Below are 18269 nucleotides of genomic sequence, written 5' to 3' on the forward strand. Positions count from 1 at the left end.
CCATCGTATGAAAAGTCTATTCTCCCTCCTCCTGATGTACCTCGTGGCACTGCCCCTATCCCTCCGTGCGTCGGATCAGGACAGCATCTACAAGGCTTATGTATCGGGCGACATGGGACTTTGGAGACGTATCATCGACAAGATGCACGACACCAAAGACAAGACCTCGACCCAAGAGCTCGACCTCCTCAACTTTGAATACGGCTATATCGGCTGGTGCCTCGGCGCCGGAAAGAACGCTCTCGCCAAAGCCTACATGAAGCGGATGGAGGAGCGGATGAACCGTCTTGCCCAACAGCAGATCGAGCCTGCACTCCTCTATGCATATATGTCGGCACATTGGGGTTTTCAAGTCGGGCTGAACAAACTCAAAGCCCCCTTCCTCGGACAGAAGAGCATCGCCGCAGCACGGAAGTCTGTCGAACTTGACCCCGACAACCCTCTCGGTCACATACAGCTCGGCAACATCGACTTCTTCCGCCCACCCCTCTTCGGGGGCTCCAAGCAAGAAGCCCTTCGCCACTACCTCGCCGCCGAACGACTGCTCCTCTCGACTCTCAAGGCCGAGGGCAGGGCTAAGGACTGGAACCTCCTCTCTCTTCAGATACAGATCGCCACCACCTTCGAGAGCATAGACGACATCAAACGTGCCGACGAGTACTACAAAAAGATACTTACCTCTGCCCCCGACTTCAAGTGGGTCAGGGACGAGCTATATCCCAAATTCAAACAAAAACACAACCTCAAATGAAAAAGAAAGTAACGATCATAGGGACCGGTTTAGGCGGACTCTCCGCAGGCTTGCTCCTCTCCAAGAAAGGCTACGAAGTCTCCTTCATAGAGAAAAACGCCAAGCCCGGCGGACGTCTCAATCAGATCCAAAAGGACGGCTTCACCTTCGACACCGGCCCCAGCTTCTTCAGTATGTCTTATGTCTTCAAGGACTTTATGGACAGATGTGGTGTGGCACTGCCCTTTGAGTTTGTCGAGCTGGATCCGCTGTACTCCGTCAACTTCAGAGGGGAGGAGAAGACCTACCACCTCTACAAGGACATAAAACGTCTGTCGGCACAGTTTGAGGGGATAGAGCCCGATTTCGAAGCTAAGATGACCCGTTATCTGGAGAAGTCGCGAGCCCTCTTTGAGGACACGTTCGACATCGTCATCCGCAACAACTTCGACAACCTCTTCGACTACATCACCACCCTGATGCAAGTCAATCCCCGCCACATCCCCGTCCTCCTCAAGACCTTCTGGAAGCACGTCAACGAGCACTTCTCCTCCAAAGAGGCACGACAGATCATCTCACTTGTCGCGTTCTTCCTCGGGCGCACCCCATTCGACACGATGGCGATATACAGTCTGCTGTCGTACACTGAGTTCTGCCACGATGGATACTACAATGTCAAGGGAGGTATGTACGAGATCGTCCGGGGACTGGTATCGGAGCTGAAGAAGAGCGGTGCGACCTTCGAGTACGGTACGGAGATCACAGACTATGCCTTTGAGGGCGATCGACTTGTAGCGGTGATCGACAAGGAGGGGCATCGCCATGAGTCCGACATTTTCTTGTGCAATGCCGATGCCGCCCTATTCAGGGGAAGGGTGCTCGGCAGGAAGGCATACAGTGAGAAGAAGTTGGCTCAGAAAGAATGGACGATGGGCTACCTTACCTTCTACATCGGCATCAAGGGCAAGCTCCCCACCCTCGACCAGCACAACTACTACCTCGGTGGCAACTACGAAGAGTATGCCCACAACATCCTCAAGGATCCCGATACCCTTCAGAAGCCGTACTACTACGTCAACGTGATCTCCAAGCACAACGACACCTGCGCCCCTGAGGGCTGCGAGAGCCTCTTCTTCGTCTGTCCCGTACCCAACCTCCGATACAAGGAGGACTGGAGCGACAGAGACGAGATCGTGGACAGTATCCTCCGAGACTTCTCCGACCGTATCGGTACGGACATCCTCCCGATGATCCTCTCTCGCACGGTGTACACCCCCCGAGAGTGGGAGCGAGAGTTCAACCTCTACCAAGGCAGCGGGCTGGGGCTCTCCCACAAGATGACACAGATCGGAGGCTTCCGTCCCGCCAACTTCGACGAGGAGTTCGCCAACCTCTTCTACGTGGGCGCATCGACCATCCCCGGTGCAGGCCTGCCCATGGCTGTCATCAGTGCCGAGCTGGCGTGCCGTCGCATCGAGGACTGCTCTAAATAAAAGTCTCCGACCGATCAAAAAAAGTCGTTAGACTCGATGACGAAAGTCGTTAAGATCGATGACGAAAGTCGTTAGACTCGATTTGGAGGATCCCGGGACTTTTCCGAAATCATCATCCTGTGGCTTCGACACCCACTTCGGCACCTATGCCGAAAGACTCCGAAAGATAGGACGATCCCTCCACGACATCGGATATTGTATCAGGAGGGGCGGTAGATTTCCTAATTTGTGTAAATTTGAGGAGCAAAACGACAATGATGATATGGGGGGCTTTTTTTGGGGTGGGTCTCGTGTCATCACATCACTTATCACCTCATTAACAGTATTGTATGATGAAGAGACTTATTACGATGACGGTGACACTGTTGATGTTGCTGTCTTGCGAGGGAAAGAAACAACAGACGAATGAGATCACGCCCGAACAGATCGAGGCCGGTGCCAAGTGGATCGAACGACTCATCGTCAACGACGACCACGAGGTGGTGATCGATAAGATCGACTATGATAAGGTGATGAGCCCTCGCTTTTTGGAGTTTTTCGGGGAGGCAATGACGGTGTATGGTCCGTCGGACATGACCGATGAGGAGTATCAAGTGGCGGAGCAGGAATACAAAAAGAAGTGGGAGGGTATCTACCCCCTCAAAGAGGATGATTATGCCCTCTTCGGAGTAGGCAATGGGGAAACGATGTCTCTGTACGATCTCAAGATCACGCATAAGGAGGGCCTCTCCTATGACGTCTATATCTATTATGATGAGCGGATCTCCACTTTGACCGAGGTCACCCTCATCCCTCACGAGGAAGCATTCCTCATCGACTATGCCGCAATGCACTTCTTCGACAAGCCGGTACTACACGGCAAGGAGGGGGATCTCCTTTACCGGACAGTTGAAGAGAGAAGCGAAAAGGCATCGGCCTTTGAGGCTCTCGTGGAGGCACATGGAGGGTCTTTTCCGGAGGGTCTGATGGCGGAATTCGGAGACTTGTCAGACCCTGAGACTTGTATCAAGAAGTGGGGAGCACCTGCCTTTGAGAGCAAGATCCTCTCCGGCGAGTACGATTACACTTACCTTGAGCATGGGATCACACAGTTCTTGTCCTACAAATACGACAACTTCTCGGTCACCTGGGCAGTTTACAAGACAGACATGGCACTCCCACCTACCCTTCACAGGTTCTTGACAGACCGCAAGGGCTTCGGCTTCGGAGGGATCTGTATCGGTGTCCCCGAATGGGACAAAGAGAGGGTAGCGACCTACCTCAGGCGATGGTTTGCCGAAGAGAGAGTCACGCTCTATCCCAAGGACGACTTCTATGACGAGAGACTTGTGGTAGCTCTCAGTGACGATGTGCACATCGAGATGACCGTGTACTTCTCCGAGGATGGCTTGGTCAGGTTGATGCTCTTCGACCGGGACAACCGTTTCTGAACATAGATACGGATCGAGACCAGTACATACCGAACCCCACATCGGCAATCCGAAAACTTTCGGATCGCCGATGTGGGGTTTCGACATACTCAGGGCTGAGCAGTCCATGCACAAGCCATCAGGATGAGACGAAGAGTGACGTATTTTATGCTACAAGGTAGGTATATGGGTGGTCAGAAATACCAAGCTTGCGGTATTTCAGTAGAAAGTGAAAGACCGTACTTTTGCGGTACAGTTTTACATAATCACTAAAACCATAGAACAAACAATGAAATCGAACATGAAGAAATCACTCTTGGCCATCATGCTCATGGGTGTGATCGTCTCTTCTTGTGGAGACTCAAGCAAGACTCCTGAAAACAAATCCCCAAAAGGAGGTGTCATAGAAGTACAGATCCAGCAAGTACTCAAGGAGAATGCCGACAAGTTCAGCACATACTTCTCCTACTTCTCGTTCAAGGAAAACAAACAGTTGGACCTCAAGAATGAGGCTGCCAAGACGTCTTCTGCATGGGATATTGCGTTCCTCGGTGGCAACGGCCGTACCAATGGTGGCGAGAGTGGCGCAGGCAAGGGTGAAGTCTACCTCGTGGAGACGACAGACTTCGACGGTGTCAAGAGTGCCGAAGAGTATGTGGCAGATGCTGCCAACTGGCTCAAAGACAAAGAGATCGAGAATGTCATGCTCCTTCAGACCGACAAGAAAGGTACAGTGATGCCCCCACCATCGTACACCACAAGCTTCAACCCCCTCTTCATCGCCACGAAGTGGCTCGACATCAAGATGAATCAGATGCCTCCGATAATGACTTCAAGGAACTTCGTCTACATCGTCCGCCTCGCAAATGGCAATGAGTATGTCAAGCTCCAGTTCATCGACATCGCAGGCACCAAAGACTCCGGACGCAGACTCGGTGATGTACGCTTCCGCTATGCCTTCATCCCCCTCAAAGGCGATGCCAACACAGCAAAAAAGCTGGGTGAGATGACTTACGACAAGACGACACCTCTCTCGGAGACCCTCAAGCCCGAAGAAGCAGCAGAGATCAAGTACCTCACCGTCAAGGGGACGACCCTCAAGCAGGGGGACTTCGACTTCATGAAAGCCAAGATGCCTAAGCTCGTCGAGCTCAATCTCACCGATGCTGTCCTCGATGTCGACTACAATGACAACTTCCTCAAGGACAATAAAACAATCAAGAAGGTGCTCATGCCAAAGAAGCTGGACTTCATCGGCAAGGGATGGCTTGGCTATAGCAACATCGAGGAGGTAGTCCTCGCTCCAGGCTCCGTCAAGCGTCTCGGTAGCGGTGCTTTCGCATTTGCTCAGAAACTCAAAAAAGTGACTCTGCCTGCTACGCTTGAAAGCATGGAAGAGAGTACTTTTCACGCTTGTGTAGCCCTCGAAGAGATCGAAATCCCCGAGAAGGTCATCCTCATCCCTACCTCTTGCTTCAACACTTGTCTCAAGATGAAGAAGATCTTCCTCAAGGGGAAGGTGCGTACGCTGGGAGAGGATGCTTTTGCATCTTGCTCGGCGTTGACCGAACTCAAATTTGGCCATGCCGTACCTCCCACCTACGAAGCCTCCCCATTCGATCGCGTGAACTGGGACAAGCTCAAGATCCATGTCCCAAAGGGATCTGTATCGGAGTACATCAAGGCATGGACTGGATTCAAGCCCGAGCACTCAAAATACTTCGTCGAATACTGATAAAATCATAGATACATCACAATGCCATCCCACAGCCCTATACGGCTCTTGGGGACTATCCTGACCGCTGCTCTCATCTCTGCTTGTGGAGATGAGGGCAGCAGTCCGATAGTACCGGTCGAAGAGCCTCCGATCAGCAAAGATCAGTTTTTGAGTCAAGACAAGGTATTGAGCTACTTTGTGGCTCAGAGTGACGCAGAGAAGCCGGACTTCGCTCCTGCTCAGATGCACAGAGAGGTCATCGAGGAGCATGAGTCCGAAGAGGTCAAAGAGGTCTTTTGGAGCCTTTGGCACAAAGCAAATGAGAAGGCTTTGGGCGAAATAGGATTTGAAGGGTCTGAGCGACTCATACAGCTCTCTCTCCCTCAGGACGAACAGATGAAAGTGCTCTGTGTCCCCAGAGCGAAGAAGCCTGCGACAGGCTATCCGCTGATCATTCACCTCCATGGCGGTGGACGCTATCCGAACGAGCCCGGCCCTTGGACTTCGACCATCAACGAAGATGAGTGGCGCATCCATCAAGCATTCTGTCGCACCCGATACCCCGAAGACCCGTCGTACTTCGTCGTCCCCCGGATGTCGGATGACCGTAAGGGGCGTTGGTACTTTGCCCCACAAGTACATATATTCAAGAAGGTGATCAAGCTGGGTATGCTGAGTGGCAACATCGACCCGGAACGCATCCATGTCATCGGCATCTCCGAGGGGGGCTACGGCATCCTCCGCATGGGGATGTTCATGCCCGACTACTTCAGCAGCATAGGCGTGCTCGCAGCTGCCGAAGAGCTCAATGGGGCAGAGGTCAATCTACGCCACCTACCCTTCCGGATGGAGGTCGGAGAGAATGACTTCGGATACGCCCGAAATACGTATGCTTATCACTGGGATGACAGGATGAAAGAGCTCCATGCCGCTTACCCGAACGAATATCCGCATCTCGTAAGGATACAGAAAGGGCGTGGGCACAGCATCAACTACTTCGAGGGCTTTCCTTGGATGATGGAGCAAAGGCGCAAGGCGAACCCCGATCGGATCTCTTACCTCTATGCCAACATCGCTCCCGACTACGATGACATCCACGGACGCTTCTCAGATGGGGTGTATTTCATCGACTTCAGAGGCTTGAAGACTTCGGATCGGACGGACAAAATGATGTTTGAGGTACACAAGGAGGGCAACACCTACGACATCAAGACTCAGATGTTGAAGGGCAACATATCGGGTAAGATAGCCCTATTCATCGACCGCATAGAGCGAGACAAACCGGTCGTCGTCCGCCTCAACGGCAAGACGGTCCACGACCGAAGGGTGCGAGCGACACGTGGAGCAATAGCCGAAAGCATCGCCCTCTATGGAGACCCCAAACGCATCTACTCAAGCCGCGTGGAGATAGATCTGTAAGCCCCTATCTTCCACAAATCCTCATCTCCTTTAGAAAAAAAATGAGTGAGGCAAGGACAGATTCAGTATTACCGGACATCCATATAGGTAAAAAAGCGAGGGAGTGTCAAAATTTCGATTTTGACACTCCCTCTGCTTATGTATTGTCTCAGGATGAGTTTTCGTTATGCCTCCAAGGCTTGGCGTAGGTCTTCGATGATGTCTTCGGGACATTCGAGCCCGACAGAGAGGCGGATCATGCCGTCGGAAATGCCTGCCATGGCTCTCTCTTCGGGAGTATATGGAGAGTGAGTCATGCTCGCAGGATGCTGGATGAGCGACTCTGCATCACCGAGACTGACAGCGATGGTACAGAGCTTACAGTCGTTGATAAACTTCTTACCGGCTTCGAAACCTCCGTCGAGTTCAAAACAAATCATACCTCCGGGAAGCTTCATGTACTTCTTTGCCAAGTCTCTGTATGGGAAAGAGTCGAGACCGGGATAACTGATGGACTTGACACGTGGGTGGCTTTCGAGGAACTTTGCAACCTCCATGGCGTTGGCACAGTGCTTCTCCATGCGGATGGCGAGGGTCTTGAGCCCTCGTTCGATGAGATAGGCATCGAATGGGCTCAGAGATGCACCGGTGAGATCCTTGACTCCGATGAGACGTACTTGGGTGATGTACTCGGCCGAACCGACAACAAAGCCTGCGATGACGTCCCCATGACCGTTGAGGTACTTCGTCGCAGAGTGGACGACGACATCGGCTCCGTGTTCGAGCGGACGGCAGAGGTATGGTGTGCAGTAGGTGTTGTCCATCATGACGGTGACACCTTCCTGGCGGTGAGCGATCTCAGCGACGGCTTCGATGTCGATCATCTCCATGTTGGGGTTCGAGGGGCTTTCGAAGTAAACGATCTTCGTATTCGGACGCATGGCCTTTGCGACCTCTTCGGGCTTGGTCATGTCGACAAAGTCCACGGTCACTCCATAACGTGACAGACCGTGCGTAAAGTAGGCAAACGTACAGCCATAGAGGGTCTTGTGTGCAATGATGTGGTCGCCTTGCTCGACGAGTACCCAGACGGCAGAAGTGATGGCTCCGATACCGGACGCACAAGAGATGGCAGCTTCGGCTCCTTCGAGGAGGGCGACCTTCTCTTCGACTTTGGTACAGGTAGGATTGCCGAGGCGTGAGTAGATGTAACCGGCCTCTTCGAGGGCAAAGCGTGCACCTCCTTGTTCGGCAGTGTCGAATGCGAATGTGGAGGTCTGATAGATGGGCGAAGCGAGTGCTCCGAATGGATTCTTGTCGTGCGAAGCACCATGGATGGCAAGGGTGTCCGGTCCGTGCTTTTTGTTGTTGGCTGTCATTGTAGTTTGCTGTGTTTTTGAAATAGTGAATTGATTTTATAGTCAGCCCCTTGATCTTGCCCCCAACTCTCTCTACTCGGTGATGGAGTCGGGATACTCTTGCCTCACTTCGAGATCTGCATCTACGGGATCGGAGAGGTCGAGAGAGTCCGTGGACGGTGTGGGGATGGTATCAGAGGGTGTTTCGGTCGGTACGACATATTGGCTGCGATAGAGCCTTATCCTATCCAAAAGAAGAGGGAATACACGTCTGATGCTGTCTCCTCTGAAGTAGGAGAGGCGGAAGTGCATCTTGTATGTGGAGGGAAGGCTGTCGGGCAGGACAAATGATAGTTCGTGCGAACGCAGTGGTTGTCGGATCGTGTCTGCGTTGCGGTAGTAGGCGTGCTTCTTACCATCCTCGTGGATGTACATGGAGAGGATGAGTTCCTCGCCTTTGTACAACTGAGGCAGGAAGTCCATGCTCCACTTGATGGTATCCTTACCGGCAATGGTGTCGGAGGCTGTGACGAACCTCTTGTACACAAAATAGTTCTCATCACGAGGGATGAGGATACGGTGTTGGCTGTGATCCCAAAGGTCTTCGGCTTGGATATAACGGATGCGCACCTCTTGTATCGAGTCGTTGTAAAGAGAGTCCAAGAGATCGCGCTGCTTGATGGCTCGGCGTTGGATCTCCTCATACACGGAGGCGAACTTCTCGGTGTTCATCCCATACCACACGAGGGAAGAGTCGTAGTCGGCTCTCGTGATATCGTGCTGCGCAAAGACACCCTCGTAGAGCAACTTCACGGTACTGTCGGGGAGGTAACGATCCTGGACATAAGCCTGCACCAAGAGCACATCCGTCGTGACATCTATCATCTTGTTGCGTGACAAGACATTGGAAGGTCTGAGATTACACCCTCCTATGAATATCGTGAGCGCAAGAAGTATGAAGACGAGGTGTTTACGCATCTTGAGGATCGGAAGAGGGCTTCTTCTCAATGCTGTTGAGCAGTCGCCCGAAGGATTTTGTATAGAAAAGGATGAGCACGAAGACCCCTACGGAGATGCAGGCATCCGCAAAGTTGAATACAGGGCGGAAGAAAATAAATTCATCCCCACCCCATATAGGCAACCATTCGGGGAAACGCCCCTCGATGAGAGGGAAGTAAAACATATCCACTACCTTACCGTGCAACCAGCCGGCATAGCCTCCCGACTCGGGGAAGAGGGTCGCCACCTGCCCCATACTGTGGTCGAAGATGACGCCGTAAAAGATCGAGTCGATGATATTGCCTATCGCTCCGGCGAAGATGGCCGAGATACAGAGCAGAAAGCCTACACCGTAGTCGCCCTTGCTGATCTTGGCGATCATCCAGAGGATAAAGCCCGAAGCAATGATGCGAAAGATGGAGAGGAAAGCCTTATTGAAGACTTCCCAACCGAACGCCATGCCCGGATTTTCGATGAAGTATATGTAGAACCAGTCTGTCACCCGGATGCTCTCGCCCAGCATCATGTTCGTCTTCACCACATATTTGAGCCACTGGTCGATCAGAAGTAAGAGGACGATGAAGACGCCTGCGAGCATTCCCCGTCGGCGGATAGTAGATGTTTGATCCATATAATGTTTGTCAGTGCAGGAGGGGGATTACTTCGCCCCTCCCTCTTTTGCTTCAATACTTAGTGTGGCATGAGGTACAGCACGCAGACGCTCCTTCGGTATGAGCTTACCTGTCTCACGGCAGATGCCATAAGTCTTGTTCTCTATACGAACGAGAGCAGCCTGGAGGTTCTTGATAAACTTCTGCTGACGCTCAGCCAAGAGGCTGGACTCTTGCTTGGAGAGGAGATTGGCACTCTCGTTAAGAGTCTTGAACGTGGGCGAAGTGTCAGACACATCGTTGCTGTCAGAGTTGTCTATCGAGGCTCTGAGCAAGTCGTAGTCCGTCTTGGCCTTATTTAGTTTCTTGAGGATGATCTCTCTGAACTCTTCAAGTTCCTCATCTGTGTACCTGTTTTTTTCCATGATAATATAGTAGTTTTTGTTGTTGCTACTTGGTCGAAGGGGTGCGGTGGATATCAAGCCTTCTCCACCGTCACCTTCACATCCAAACCGTCCATATCCAGCACCTCCGCATTGTCAATATCGGAGACGATGGCGATGCTGACGGCTTGCACCTGATTGGATATATAGTCCTTGAACTCTGTCACCGCATCATCGACCTCAGGATGCGAGAGTATCCGGACATTTACCTTATCCGAGACATTGAATTTCTTTGCCTTACGGATGTTCTGTATTCTGTTGACCAACTCACGAGCGATACCCTCGTTGCGAAGTTCGTCAGTGATGGTGACATCAAGTGCCACGGTGAGTGAGCCCTCATTCTGCACGAGCCAGCCCGGGATATCTTCAGAGATGATCTCTACATCGGCGACAGAGATCTCCTGACCTTCATAAGTGATGACACCATTGCGTTCGAAAGCAAGGATGTCCTCCTGTGCAAGCTCTGTGAGATAAGCCGCAGCACTCTTCATCGCCTTGCCAAACTTAGGGCCGAGAGCTTTGAAGTTGGGCTTCACACGCTTGACGACGATGCCCGAAGCATTGTCTGCAAAAGTGAGCTGCTTGATGTTCACCTCATTGATGATGATATCCTTGACATTGTCTATCGCCTTCATCTGCTGAGCATCCGAAGTAAGGACGAGGATCTTTGTCAGAGGCTGACGCACCTTGATGTTCACCTTACGTCTGAGGGCAAGCACCATCGAAGAGATGGTCTGTGCATAGCGCATCTCCTCTTCGAGTTTTTTGTTGATGATGCTCTCGTCACAGACCGGGAAGTCCGCAAGGTGCACCGACTTGTCGTGCTTCTCGTCGATGCGACCAAGATCTCTGTACAGACGATCGGCATAGAACGGCGCAAATGGAGCGATCAGTCGAGACACCACTGTGAGACAGGTATGAAGGGTCTGATAAGCCGACAACTTATCTTCGCTCATGCCTCCGCCCCAGAATCTCTTACGGCTGAGTCTCACGTACCAGTTGCTCAAGTGATCGTTGACGAAGTCCGAGATCGCTCTCGCAGCACGTGTAGGCTCATAGTCGTCGAGATCCTTGTCGACCTCTCTGATGAGACTGTTGAGCATGGAGAGGATCCATCTGTCGAGCTCGGGACGATCTTCGTTGGCCAGCATAGGCACGGAGTGATCGAAGCCGTCGATGTTCGCATAAAGAGCGAAGAAGGAGTATGTGTTGTACAATGTGCCGAAGAACTTACGAGAGACCTCCTCCACGCCCTCCGGGTCAAACTTGAGGTTGTCCCAAGGCGAAGCATTTGTGATCATGTACCAGCGAAGAGGATCCGAACCATTCTTCTCTATCGTCTCGAACGGATCGACACCGTTGCCGAGACGCTTGGACATCTTGTTGCCATTCTTGTCGAGGACGAGGCCATTGGAGATCACCGTGCGGAACGCCACGCTGTCGAAGAGCATAGTACCCAACGCATGGAGCGTGAAGAACCATCCACGGGTCTGGTCGACACCCTCTGCGATGAAGTCCGCAGGGAATATCTTTCCGGTCTCTATCTCTGCGCCATGTTCAAACGGATAATGTACCTGAGCATAAGGCATCGCACCCGAGTCGAACCACACATCGATGAGGTCCGTCTCACGGTTCATAGGCTTACCCGACGGACTCACAAGGACGATCTCATCCACATAAGGGCGGTGCAAGTCTATACGGTCATAGTTGGCATCGGTGTACTCACCCACCACAAAGTTTTTGATCGGGTTGACAGTCATCACGCCCGCAGCGACAGACTTCTCGATCTCCTCGTAGAGCTCCTTGACCGAACCGATACATATCTCCTCACTACCATCCTCGGTACGCCAGATAGGGAGAGGCGTCCCCCAGTAGCGAGATCGGGAGAGGTTCCAGTCCTGGAGGTTTTCGAGCCACTTGCCGAAGCGTCCTGTACCTGTTGACTGGGGCTTCCAACAGATGGTTTCGTTGAGCTCCATCATGCGCTCACGCACAGCGGTCGAACGGATGAACCAGCTGTCCAACGGATAGTACAAGATAGGCTTGTCCGTACGCCAGCAATGAGGATAGTTGTGTACCTGCTTCTCGATGCGGAAGACCTGATTTTGCTGTTTGAGCATCACGCTGATGTCCACATCGAGGCTTGCATCAGCCTCTGTAAGGGTGTCATCATACGCATTCTTGACGTATCGACCCGCATATATGTCGTAGAGAGGGATGTTGACAAACTTCTTTGCCCATGCCTCATCAAGATCTTCGATCCTGTAATACTTGCCCGAAAGGTCTACCATCGGACGATCCTTGCCCTCCTTGTCCTTCATCATGAGAGGAGGCACACCATTGGCCTTAGCCACCTTGTCGTCATCCGCACCGAAGGTAGGAGCGATGTGTACGATACCCGTACCATCCTCTGTGGTGACGAAGTCGCCCGAGATCACTCTGAACGCCCCCTCGCCCGGATTGACCCAAGGGATGAGCTGCTTGTACTCCATACCTACAAGATCGGTACCCTTGTATTCGGCAATGATCTCGTATGGGATGACCTTGTCACCGGCCTTGTAATCCGACAGTGGAAGTTCCGCACCCGCAGCAGGGAAGTACGAAGGCATGAGATCCTTAGCCATGACGGCTGTCATGGGGAGATTGGTGTAGGGGTTGAAGGTACGTATGGCCACATAAGAGATGTTCGGGCCTACGCAGAGCGCAGTATTCGAAGGCAATGTCCAAGGTGTTGTCGTCCAAGCGAGGAAGAAGACATCGCCATGTCCTTTCATCTCTTCCTTCGGGCTGACGACCTCGAACTGTGCCGTACAAGTCGTATCCTTGACGTCTCGATAACAGCCCGGCTGATTCAGCTCGTGCGAACTAAGCCCCGTACCCGCAGCAGGCGAATATGGCTGTATCGTGTACCCCTTGTATAGAAGCCCCTTCTTGTACAACTGCTTGAGCAAGTACCAAAGGGTCTCGATGTATCTGTTGTCATAAGTGATGTAGGGGTGATCCATATCGACCCAGTAGCCCATCTTGTTGGTCAAGCTCTGCCACTCGTTGGTGTACTTCATCACCTCCTCCTTGCACGCAGCGTTGTACTCCGCCACGGTGATCTTCGTGCCGATGTCGGCCTTGGTGATGCCGAGCTTCTTCTCCACACCCAGCTCTACCGGCAGACCGTGGGTATCCCACCCTGCTTTACGGTCGACCATGAAGCCCTTCATCGTCTTGTAACGGCAGAATATATCCTTGAGTGTCCGAGCAATCACGTGATGAATACCCGGCATACCGTTTGCCGAAGGAGGTCCTTCATAAAATATGAACTTAGGTGCATCTTCACGTATCTTTAGCGACTGCCCGAAGACTTGTTCCTCGTCCCAGATTTTCAACATCTCCTTGTTGACCTCCGAGAGATTCAAGTGGTTGTACTCTTTGTATTTGTCTGCCATCTTAGTATGAGTGGTTTATAATTACTGCGCTCCGCCCGAAATACGACAAAAATCTACCCATTTCAGGCTTTCCGCAAAAATACAACTTTTCCCCCAATATTTTAAATGTGTGTAAGCACTCTTTACGAGTTTGATAGACAGAGGACACTGCACCCATCCGTCACAGCTCCTTTTTGGCAACATTTCGAGAGCACGAAAGCAAGGTTTCCGATGACACCACACACATCGTGCCCGAACGACCCCACGCCTCGCTTTACCCAAACAAGTCAACACCCCAAAGGGATGACTGATTACTGCGAGACATGAGATAGTATTATCCTCGAAAAAGTGCATCCTTACATATAGGAGAGGGATGAAAACTCAGAGCAACAGTGCTTCAGACACAAAGAATATCATGGTCGATTGTCGCTCTTCAACTCGGTTGAGAAAAAAAAAGACACCCCCAAGAGAGACTCTCTCAAATGATTAGAGGAGAGCAAATCCGAGAATCTGAAAATAGAGAAGTCAGTATAACAGAAAAAAAGAGGTCTCGAAGCATCTGCTCCAAGACCTCTACGCTGTGCGGCTGAAGGGACTCGAACCCCCACGGATCACTCCACCAGATCCTAAGTCTGGCGCGGCTACCAATTACGCCACAGCCGCTTGATGTCGAATAAGCAGGTGTCACCACCCTTATTCGCTTGCAAAGATAGATATATTTTTTTAATACACGATGTTTTGATTAAGTTTTTTATCATGACATTTATCTTCCACCTCGGTAATGGCATTCTCAAAGACCGCTGATATGAGCTCCGAAAAAAAGTCGTTAAACTTGATGACGAAGGTCGTTAAGTTCGATGACGAAAGTCGTTAGACTCGTTTTCGAGCATCCAAGGACTGTTTTTCGAGACTTGCCGGCCCGAAAAACAATGCCTCGGCAATGGTCTGTCGAGGTTTATTGGGTGGGTGGTGTCTTTTTTCGTAAATTTGTCTCATTGAACTCATCTCGACTTTCTCTTTTGTTTAAATTTTCTGAGTCCTAAGACGATAAAGGCAAGGTAATTAAAACCTATCCAACTACTTACGGTAGTATCAAAACGATTTAAAACCGAACGAAAACTATCCATCCAAGCGTTGCTTCTTTCAATGGTGTAACGCTCTCTGTAGAGTTTTTTATCGAAATAATGTTCCGTTTCAGAGGGGGATTTTTGGTTTCTTTTGTTTTCACAAATATTGGCTATGATACCTTCTGAGGCGGTTATTTTCCGAAGATTTTCACTGTCAAAACCTGCATCAAAATTCACAAATAAACCTTTTGTGGAGATTTCAGCTTTTTTCAAAACGGATGTAATTTCTTGAAAATGAGTCTTTATATTATATAAGTCGTGATGTTCTCCGGATATAGGCTGAGACATTGCTAACATCAAACCTTGCCTGTCGGACAGGTACAAACTGTTGGTTGTTTTTGCTTTTTTACGAGCTTGATAACCGACTTCTTCGCCGCCTTTTTTTGCGGGTGTTTGGCTACCGTCAAAATCGCAACTTGAACAATCTATTTTCGATTTGTTTTTCACCCAACAAGTCTGCCAAGCACCTTCTTTACACCATTTCCGGTAATGCCCAAACACGGTTTTATAGCTCGGAACTACCTCTGAAAACAATTGTTCCATTGGTAAAAGTGCCCATTGAACACCTGTTTTCAATTTGTATAAAATACAGTTAATTATCTCATTAATAGGCGATTTTGGTCTAAATCCTCTTTTTCTTTTAGGTAAATGTAGGATAATTTCTTCTATTATCGTATCTTTGCCCAGTACTACAAACAAGGTCTTAGGTTTTTATATTTCACACCACAAAAATCATAGTTCCTTGTTTGTTTTCAAAAAGTTAAGATAGACTTTATATTTTTGCGTATAACAAATTTATATAATGATTGAGTTTTTCAGATATATTTCTAATCCTGTTTATTACGGAGAGAAAAAAAATTGGGGTATTATTAAAAAGATAAGCTATTGTATAGGGCTGTTATTATTTTCGTTATTATTTTTTATAGCAATGAAAGTAGTTTTGAATTTAGGAGTAAGGATTTTCGTTTCCTTACCCAAAAATGAAGCTGCTCACTCATTTTTTGAAAACCATTCTTTTTTGTACATACTTCTTATAGGAGCTTTTTGGGGTCCTATACTTGAAGAAATTGCTTTCAGAGGAATTTTAATTTTTAATCGCTGGATATTTATTCCCATTATCGTATTATCTTTTTATATTTTGAATATAATTTTAGGGATAAGAAATATGAATTTCAATGATATGTTATTCATCCGAATTATGATTCCTATCGGGGTAGGGTTGGTGGCTTTCTTGGTAATCCAAAAATATTATAAAAACATACTGAATTTTTACGAAAAAAATTTTAAATACATTTTCTATTTGAGTGCATTTAGCTTTGGACTTGTACACTTTCTAAATTATTCATTGGAAGGAAAAGGTTTACTTTTAATCCCTTTAATTGTCTTACCGCAAATCATAGGAGGTTTTTTTTTCGGATATATACGGATGAATTTTGGAATTATATATAGCATTTTAACTCATAGTATCAATAATGCAATAGCGCTGATTTTGAGCTTAAAGCTGATAACCTAATAGTTTTCGTATTTGATAGAAAAACCGTTCTATTAACCTCATATCTTCTGTTATGATGTCTGCTCTACCTGTCATTTCCTTATTGAATATTATATCTTTACCATAAGATGTTTTTAGTCCTTTTGGAAGAGTAATATACACGTAATAATTTCTTTCTTTACTTGGAGTAAGAGAAATATATTCAACGAACTCATCTCGATTTTCTCTTTTGTTTAAATTTTCTGAGTCCTAAGACGATAAAGGCAAGGTAATTAAAACCTATCCAACTACTTACGGTAGTATCAAAACGATTTAAAACCGAACGAAAACTATCCATCCAAGCGTTGCTTCTTTCAATGGTGTAACGCTCTCTGTAGAGTTTTTTATCGAAATAATGTTCCGCTTCAGAGGGTGATTTTTGGTTTCTTTTGTTTTCACAAATATTGGCTATGATACCTTCTGAGGCGGTTATTTTCCGAAGATTTTCACTGTCAAAACCTGCATCAAAATTCACAAATAAACCCTCTGTGGAGATTTCAGCCTTTTTCAAAATAGATGTAATTTCTTGAAAATGAGTCTTTATGTTATACAAGTCGTGATGTTCTCCGGATATAGGCTGAGACATTGCTAACATCAAACCTTGCCTGTCGGACAAGAACAAACTATTAGTTGTTTTTGCTTTTTTACGAGCTTGATAACCGACTTCTTCGCCGCCTTTTTTTGCGGGTGTTTGGCTACCGTCAAAGTCGCAACTTGAACAATCTATTTTCGATTTGTTTTTCTTCAAAATTTCTACCCAACAAGTCTGCCAAGCACCTTCTTCACACCATTTCCGGTAATGTCCAAACACGGTTTTATAGCTCGGAACTACCTCTGAAAATAATTGTTCCATTGGTAAAAGTGCCCATTGAATACCTGTTTTCAATTTGTATAAAATACAGTTAATTATCTCACTAATAGGCGATTTTGGTTTAAACCCTCTTTTTCTTTTAGGTAAATGTGGGATAATTTCTCCTACTATCGTATCTTTGTCCAGTACTACAAACAAGGTCTTTGGTTTTTATGTTTCACACCACAAAAATCATAATTCCTTGTTTGTTTTCAAAAAGTCAAGATAGACTCAGTAAGATATATGTTCCGTATGAAAGCACTAAGAAACATTGCATTAGCCGTAATCCTCCTCTCACTCGTGGGTTGTGGAGGAAAGAGCACCCGGGGCAACAAAGAGGCACTCAGCCTCAGACTGGGTGCGATGTCGTCCGTAGACTATGTCCCTTTTGCCATTGCCGAACACATGGGGATCAATGACTCTCTGGGTCTGGATGTGGAGATGATCAAGTTCTTCTCCGCCAACGACAGAGACGCAGCCTTCCGTACCGGGGAGATCGATGGTACAGTGATCGACTTCACAGGAGCGGCTCTCCAGCATGCCGGTGGCATTCCGCTTGCTTTGGTCATGAAGCACGATGGGGTGTTTGAGCTCATGGCCAAGGGTTTTGACTCCCTCGAAGGGCTCAAAGGCAAACGCATAGCCATCTCTCGCAATACCGTCATCGAGTACGCCACCGACCGCATCCTTGCCGAGGCAGGCCTCTCGGAGAACGACATCACCAAGATAGAGATCAACAAGATCCCTCTACGCATGGAGATGCTCCTCGCAGGCGAGATCGACGGTTCGGTCTTCCCCGATCCGTTTGCCCTCATATCCAAGAGCAAGGGCGCAACGGCACTCATATCGACAAAGTCGATGGGCTTCTCCGTCACGGGGACGATGTTCACTGCCGAGGCGATAGAGACCAAGGCCGAAGCCATCCGCACCCTTCTCCACGGCTACAACCTTGCTGTGGACTATATGCGCACCCACCCTCGCAGTACGTGGATGCATGTCCTTGTCGAGGATGCCGGCTTCCCCCAAGAGGTAGCCGAGAGAGTCGTCTTACCCGAATACACTCATGCTCAACTCCCTGAGCCGAAAGATATGGAAGCGACCATAGCTTGGCTCAAGGCCAAAGGACTTGTCCCCGACAGTTACAACGGCGAAGGCCTCATAGAGTCGTCACTACTTCCCTGACA

At 49.1% G+C, this 18269-nt stretch carries 15 protein-coding genes and 1 tRNA gene; 8 read left to right on the top strand and 8 right to left on the bottom strand.

The annotated features are described in order from the left end of the window. Nucleotides 1-7 precede the first annotated feature (7 nt). From EL262_RS06840 to EL262_RS06865, 6 genes are all read left to right on the top strand, one after another. On the top strand, nucleotides 8-751 hold the full coding sequence (locus EL262_RS06840; RefSeq protein ID WP_126464388.1) for a tetratricopeptide repeat protein: 744 nt from the start codon (nucleotides 8-10) through the stop codon (nucleotides 749-751). Then, on the top strand, nucleotides 748-2223 hold the full coding sequence (locus tag EL262_RS06845; RefSeq protein WP_025838325.1) for a phytoene desaturase family protein: 1476 nt from the start codon (nucleotides 748-750) through the stop codon (nucleotides 2221-2223). The genes EL262_RS06840 and EL262_RS06845 overlap by 4 nt, the downstream gene beginning before the upstream one ends. Nucleotides 2224-2281: 58 nt before the next feature. Then, nucleotides 2282-2632, top strand: coding sequence for a hypothetical protein (locus tag EL262_RS10115; protein ID WP_078735666.1), 351 nt, complete (start codon nucleotides 2282-2284; stop codon nucleotides 2630-2632). Further along, entirely contained in the window at nucleotides 2556-3653 is a 1098-nt protein-coding gene (locus tag EL262_RS06855; RefSeq protein WP_164715438.1) for a hypothetical protein, read from the top strand. The genes EL262_RS10115 and EL262_RS06855 overlap by 77 nt, the downstream gene beginning before the upstream one ends. Before the next feature lie 268 nt (nucleotides 3654-3921). Next, on the top strand, nucleotides 3922-5367 hold the full coding sequence (locus EL262_RS06860; protein ID WP_078735664.1) for a leucine-rich repeat protein: 1446 nt from the start codon (nucleotides 3922-3924) through the stop codon (nucleotides 5365-5367). Nucleotides 5368-5388: 21 nt separating this feature from the next. Continuing rightward, on the top strand, nucleotides 5389-6768 hold the full coding sequence (locus EL262_RS06865; protein WP_126464390.1) for a hypothetical protein: 1380 nt from the start codon (nucleotides 5389-5391) through the stop codon (nucleotides 6766-6768). Between the two features lie 164 nt (nucleotides 6769-6932). Here the strand turns inward: EL262_RS06865 and megL are convergent, their stop codons facing one another. The 7 genes from megL to EL262_RS06900 form a co-directional block, all read right to left on the bottom strand. Further along, nucleotides 6933-8126 (bottom strand): methionine gamma-lyase, encoded by a 1194-nt coding sequence (gene megL / locus EL262_RS06870; protein WP_078735662.1) that lies wholly within the window; start codon nucleotides 8124-8126, stop codon nucleotides 6933-6935. A gap of 72 nt (nucleotides 8127-8198) precedes the next feature. Next, nucleotides 8199-9113, bottom strand: a complete 915-nt coding sequence (locus EL262_RS06875; protein ID WP_126464391.1) for a DUF4296 domain-containing protein — start codon at nucleotides 9111-9113, stop codon at nucleotides 8199-8201. Then, on the bottom strand, nucleotides 9076-9735 hold the full coding sequence (locus tag EL262_RS06880; RefSeq protein ID WP_078735660.1) for a lipoprotein signal peptidase: 660 nt from the start codon (nucleotides 9733-9735) through the stop codon (nucleotides 9076-9078). The genes EL262_RS06875 and EL262_RS06880 overlap by 38 nt, the downstream gene beginning before the upstream one ends. Nucleotides 9736-9762: 27 nt before the next feature. Further along, nucleotides 9763-10143, bottom strand: a complete 381-nt coding sequence (locus EL262_RS06885; RefSeq protein ID WP_025838316.1) for a TraR/DksA family transcriptional regulator — start codon at nucleotides 10141-10143, stop codon at nucleotides 9763-9765. A gap of 50 nt (nucleotides 10144-10193) precedes the next feature. Then, complete coding sequence (gene ileS, locus EL262_RS06890; protein ID WP_078735659.1) at nucleotides 10194-13598, bottom strand: isoleucine--tRNA ligase; 3405 nt, start codon at nucleotides 13596-13598, stop codon at nucleotides 10194-10196. A gap of 560 nt (nucleotides 13599-14158) precedes the next feature. After that, a tRNA-Leu gene (locus tag EL262_RS06895) sits at nucleotides 14159-14240 on the bottom strand. A 338-nt stretch (nucleotides 14241-14578) separates the two neighbouring features. Continuing rightward, nucleotides 14579-15403, bottom strand: a complete 825-nt coding sequence (locus EL262_RS06900) for an IS5 family transposase (RefSeq protein ID WP_025838314.1) — start codon at nucleotides 15401-15403, stop codon at nucleotides 14579-14581. 103 nt (nucleotides 15404-15506) lie between these two features. On the opposite strand from EL262_RS06900, the gene EL262_RS06905 reads away from it, so the two are divergent. Beyond that, nucleotides 15507-16217 carry a CPBP family glutamic-type intramembrane protease gene (locus EL262_RS06905; protein WP_052101970.1) on the top strand — a complete coding sequence of 237 codons (711 nt, stop codon included), beginning with the start codon at nucleotides 15507-15509 and terminating at the stop codon, nucleotides 16215-16217. 190 nt (nucleotides 16218-16407) lie between these two features. Here EL262_RS06905 and EL262_RS06910 read toward each other — a convergent pair whose 3' ends face one another. Further along, nucleotides 16408-17244 (bottom strand): IS5 family transposase, encoded by an 837-nt coding sequence (locus EL262_RS06910; protein ID WP_025838309.1) that lies wholly within the window; start codon nucleotides 17242-17244, stop codon nucleotides 16408-16410. Between the two features lie 93 nt (nucleotides 17245-17337). Here EL262_RS06910 and EL262_RS06915 point away from each other — a divergent pair, with 93 nt between their 5' ends. Then, on the top strand, nucleotides 17338-18267 hold the full coding sequence (locus EL262_RS06915; RefSeq protein ID WP_036853668.1) for an ABC transporter substrate-binding protein: 930 nt from the start codon (nucleotides 17338-17340) through the stop codon (nucleotides 18265-18267). The last annotated feature ends 2 nt before the right edge of the window (nucleotides 18268-18269 follow it).

Source organism: Porphyromonas cangingivalis (genome assembly GCF_900638305.1).
GTDB classification, from domain to species: domain Bacteria; phylum Bacteroidota; class Bacteroidia; order Bacteroidales; family Porphyromonadaceae; genus Porphyromonas_A; species Porphyromonas_A cangingivalis.

Bases quoted from the DNA above. Each gene is read 5' to 3' on its own strand.
- EL262_RS06840 (WP_126464388.1), top strand. From the start codon at position 8: ATGAAAAGTCTATTCTCCCTCCTCCTGATGTACCTCGTGGCACTGCCC.
- EL262_RS06845 (WP_025838325.1), top strand. From the start codon at position 748: ATGAAAAAGAAAGTAACGATCATAGGGACCGGTTTAGGCGGACTCTCC.
- EL262_RS10115 (WP_078735666.1), top strand. From the start codon at position 2,282: ATGACGAAAGTCGTTAGACTCGATTTGGAGGATCCCGGGACTTTTCCG.
- EL262_RS06855 (WP_164715438.1), top strand. From the start codon at position 2,556: ATGAAGAGACTTATTACGATGACGGTGACACTGTTGATGTTGCTGTCT.
- EL262_RS06860 (WP_078735664.1), top strand. From the start codon at position 3,922: ATGAAATCGAACATGAAGAAATCACTCTTGGCCATCATGCTCATGGGT.
- EL262_RS06865 (WP_126464390.1), top strand. From the start codon at position 5,389: ATGCCATCCCACAGCCCTATACGGCTCTTGGGGACTATCCTGACCGCT.
- megL (WP_078735662.1), bottom strand. From the start codon at position 8,126: ATGACAGCCAACAACAAAAAGCACGGACCGGACACCCTTGCCATCCAT.
- EL262_RS06880 (WP_078735660.1), bottom strand. From the start codon at position 9,735: ATGGATCAAACATCTACTATCCGCCGACGGGGAATGCTCGCAGGCGTC.
- ileS (WP_078735659.1), bottom strand. From the start codon at position 13,598: ATGGCAGACAAATACAAAGAGTACAACCACTTGAATCTCTCGGAGGTC.
- EL262_RS06905 (WP_052101970.1), top strand. From the start codon at position 15,507: ATGATTGAGTTTTTCAGATATATTTCTAATCCTGTTTATTACGGAGAG.
- EL262_RS06915 (WP_036853668.1), top strand. From the start codon at position 17,338: ATGAAAGCACTAAGAAACATTGCATTAGCCGTAATCCTCCTCTCACTC.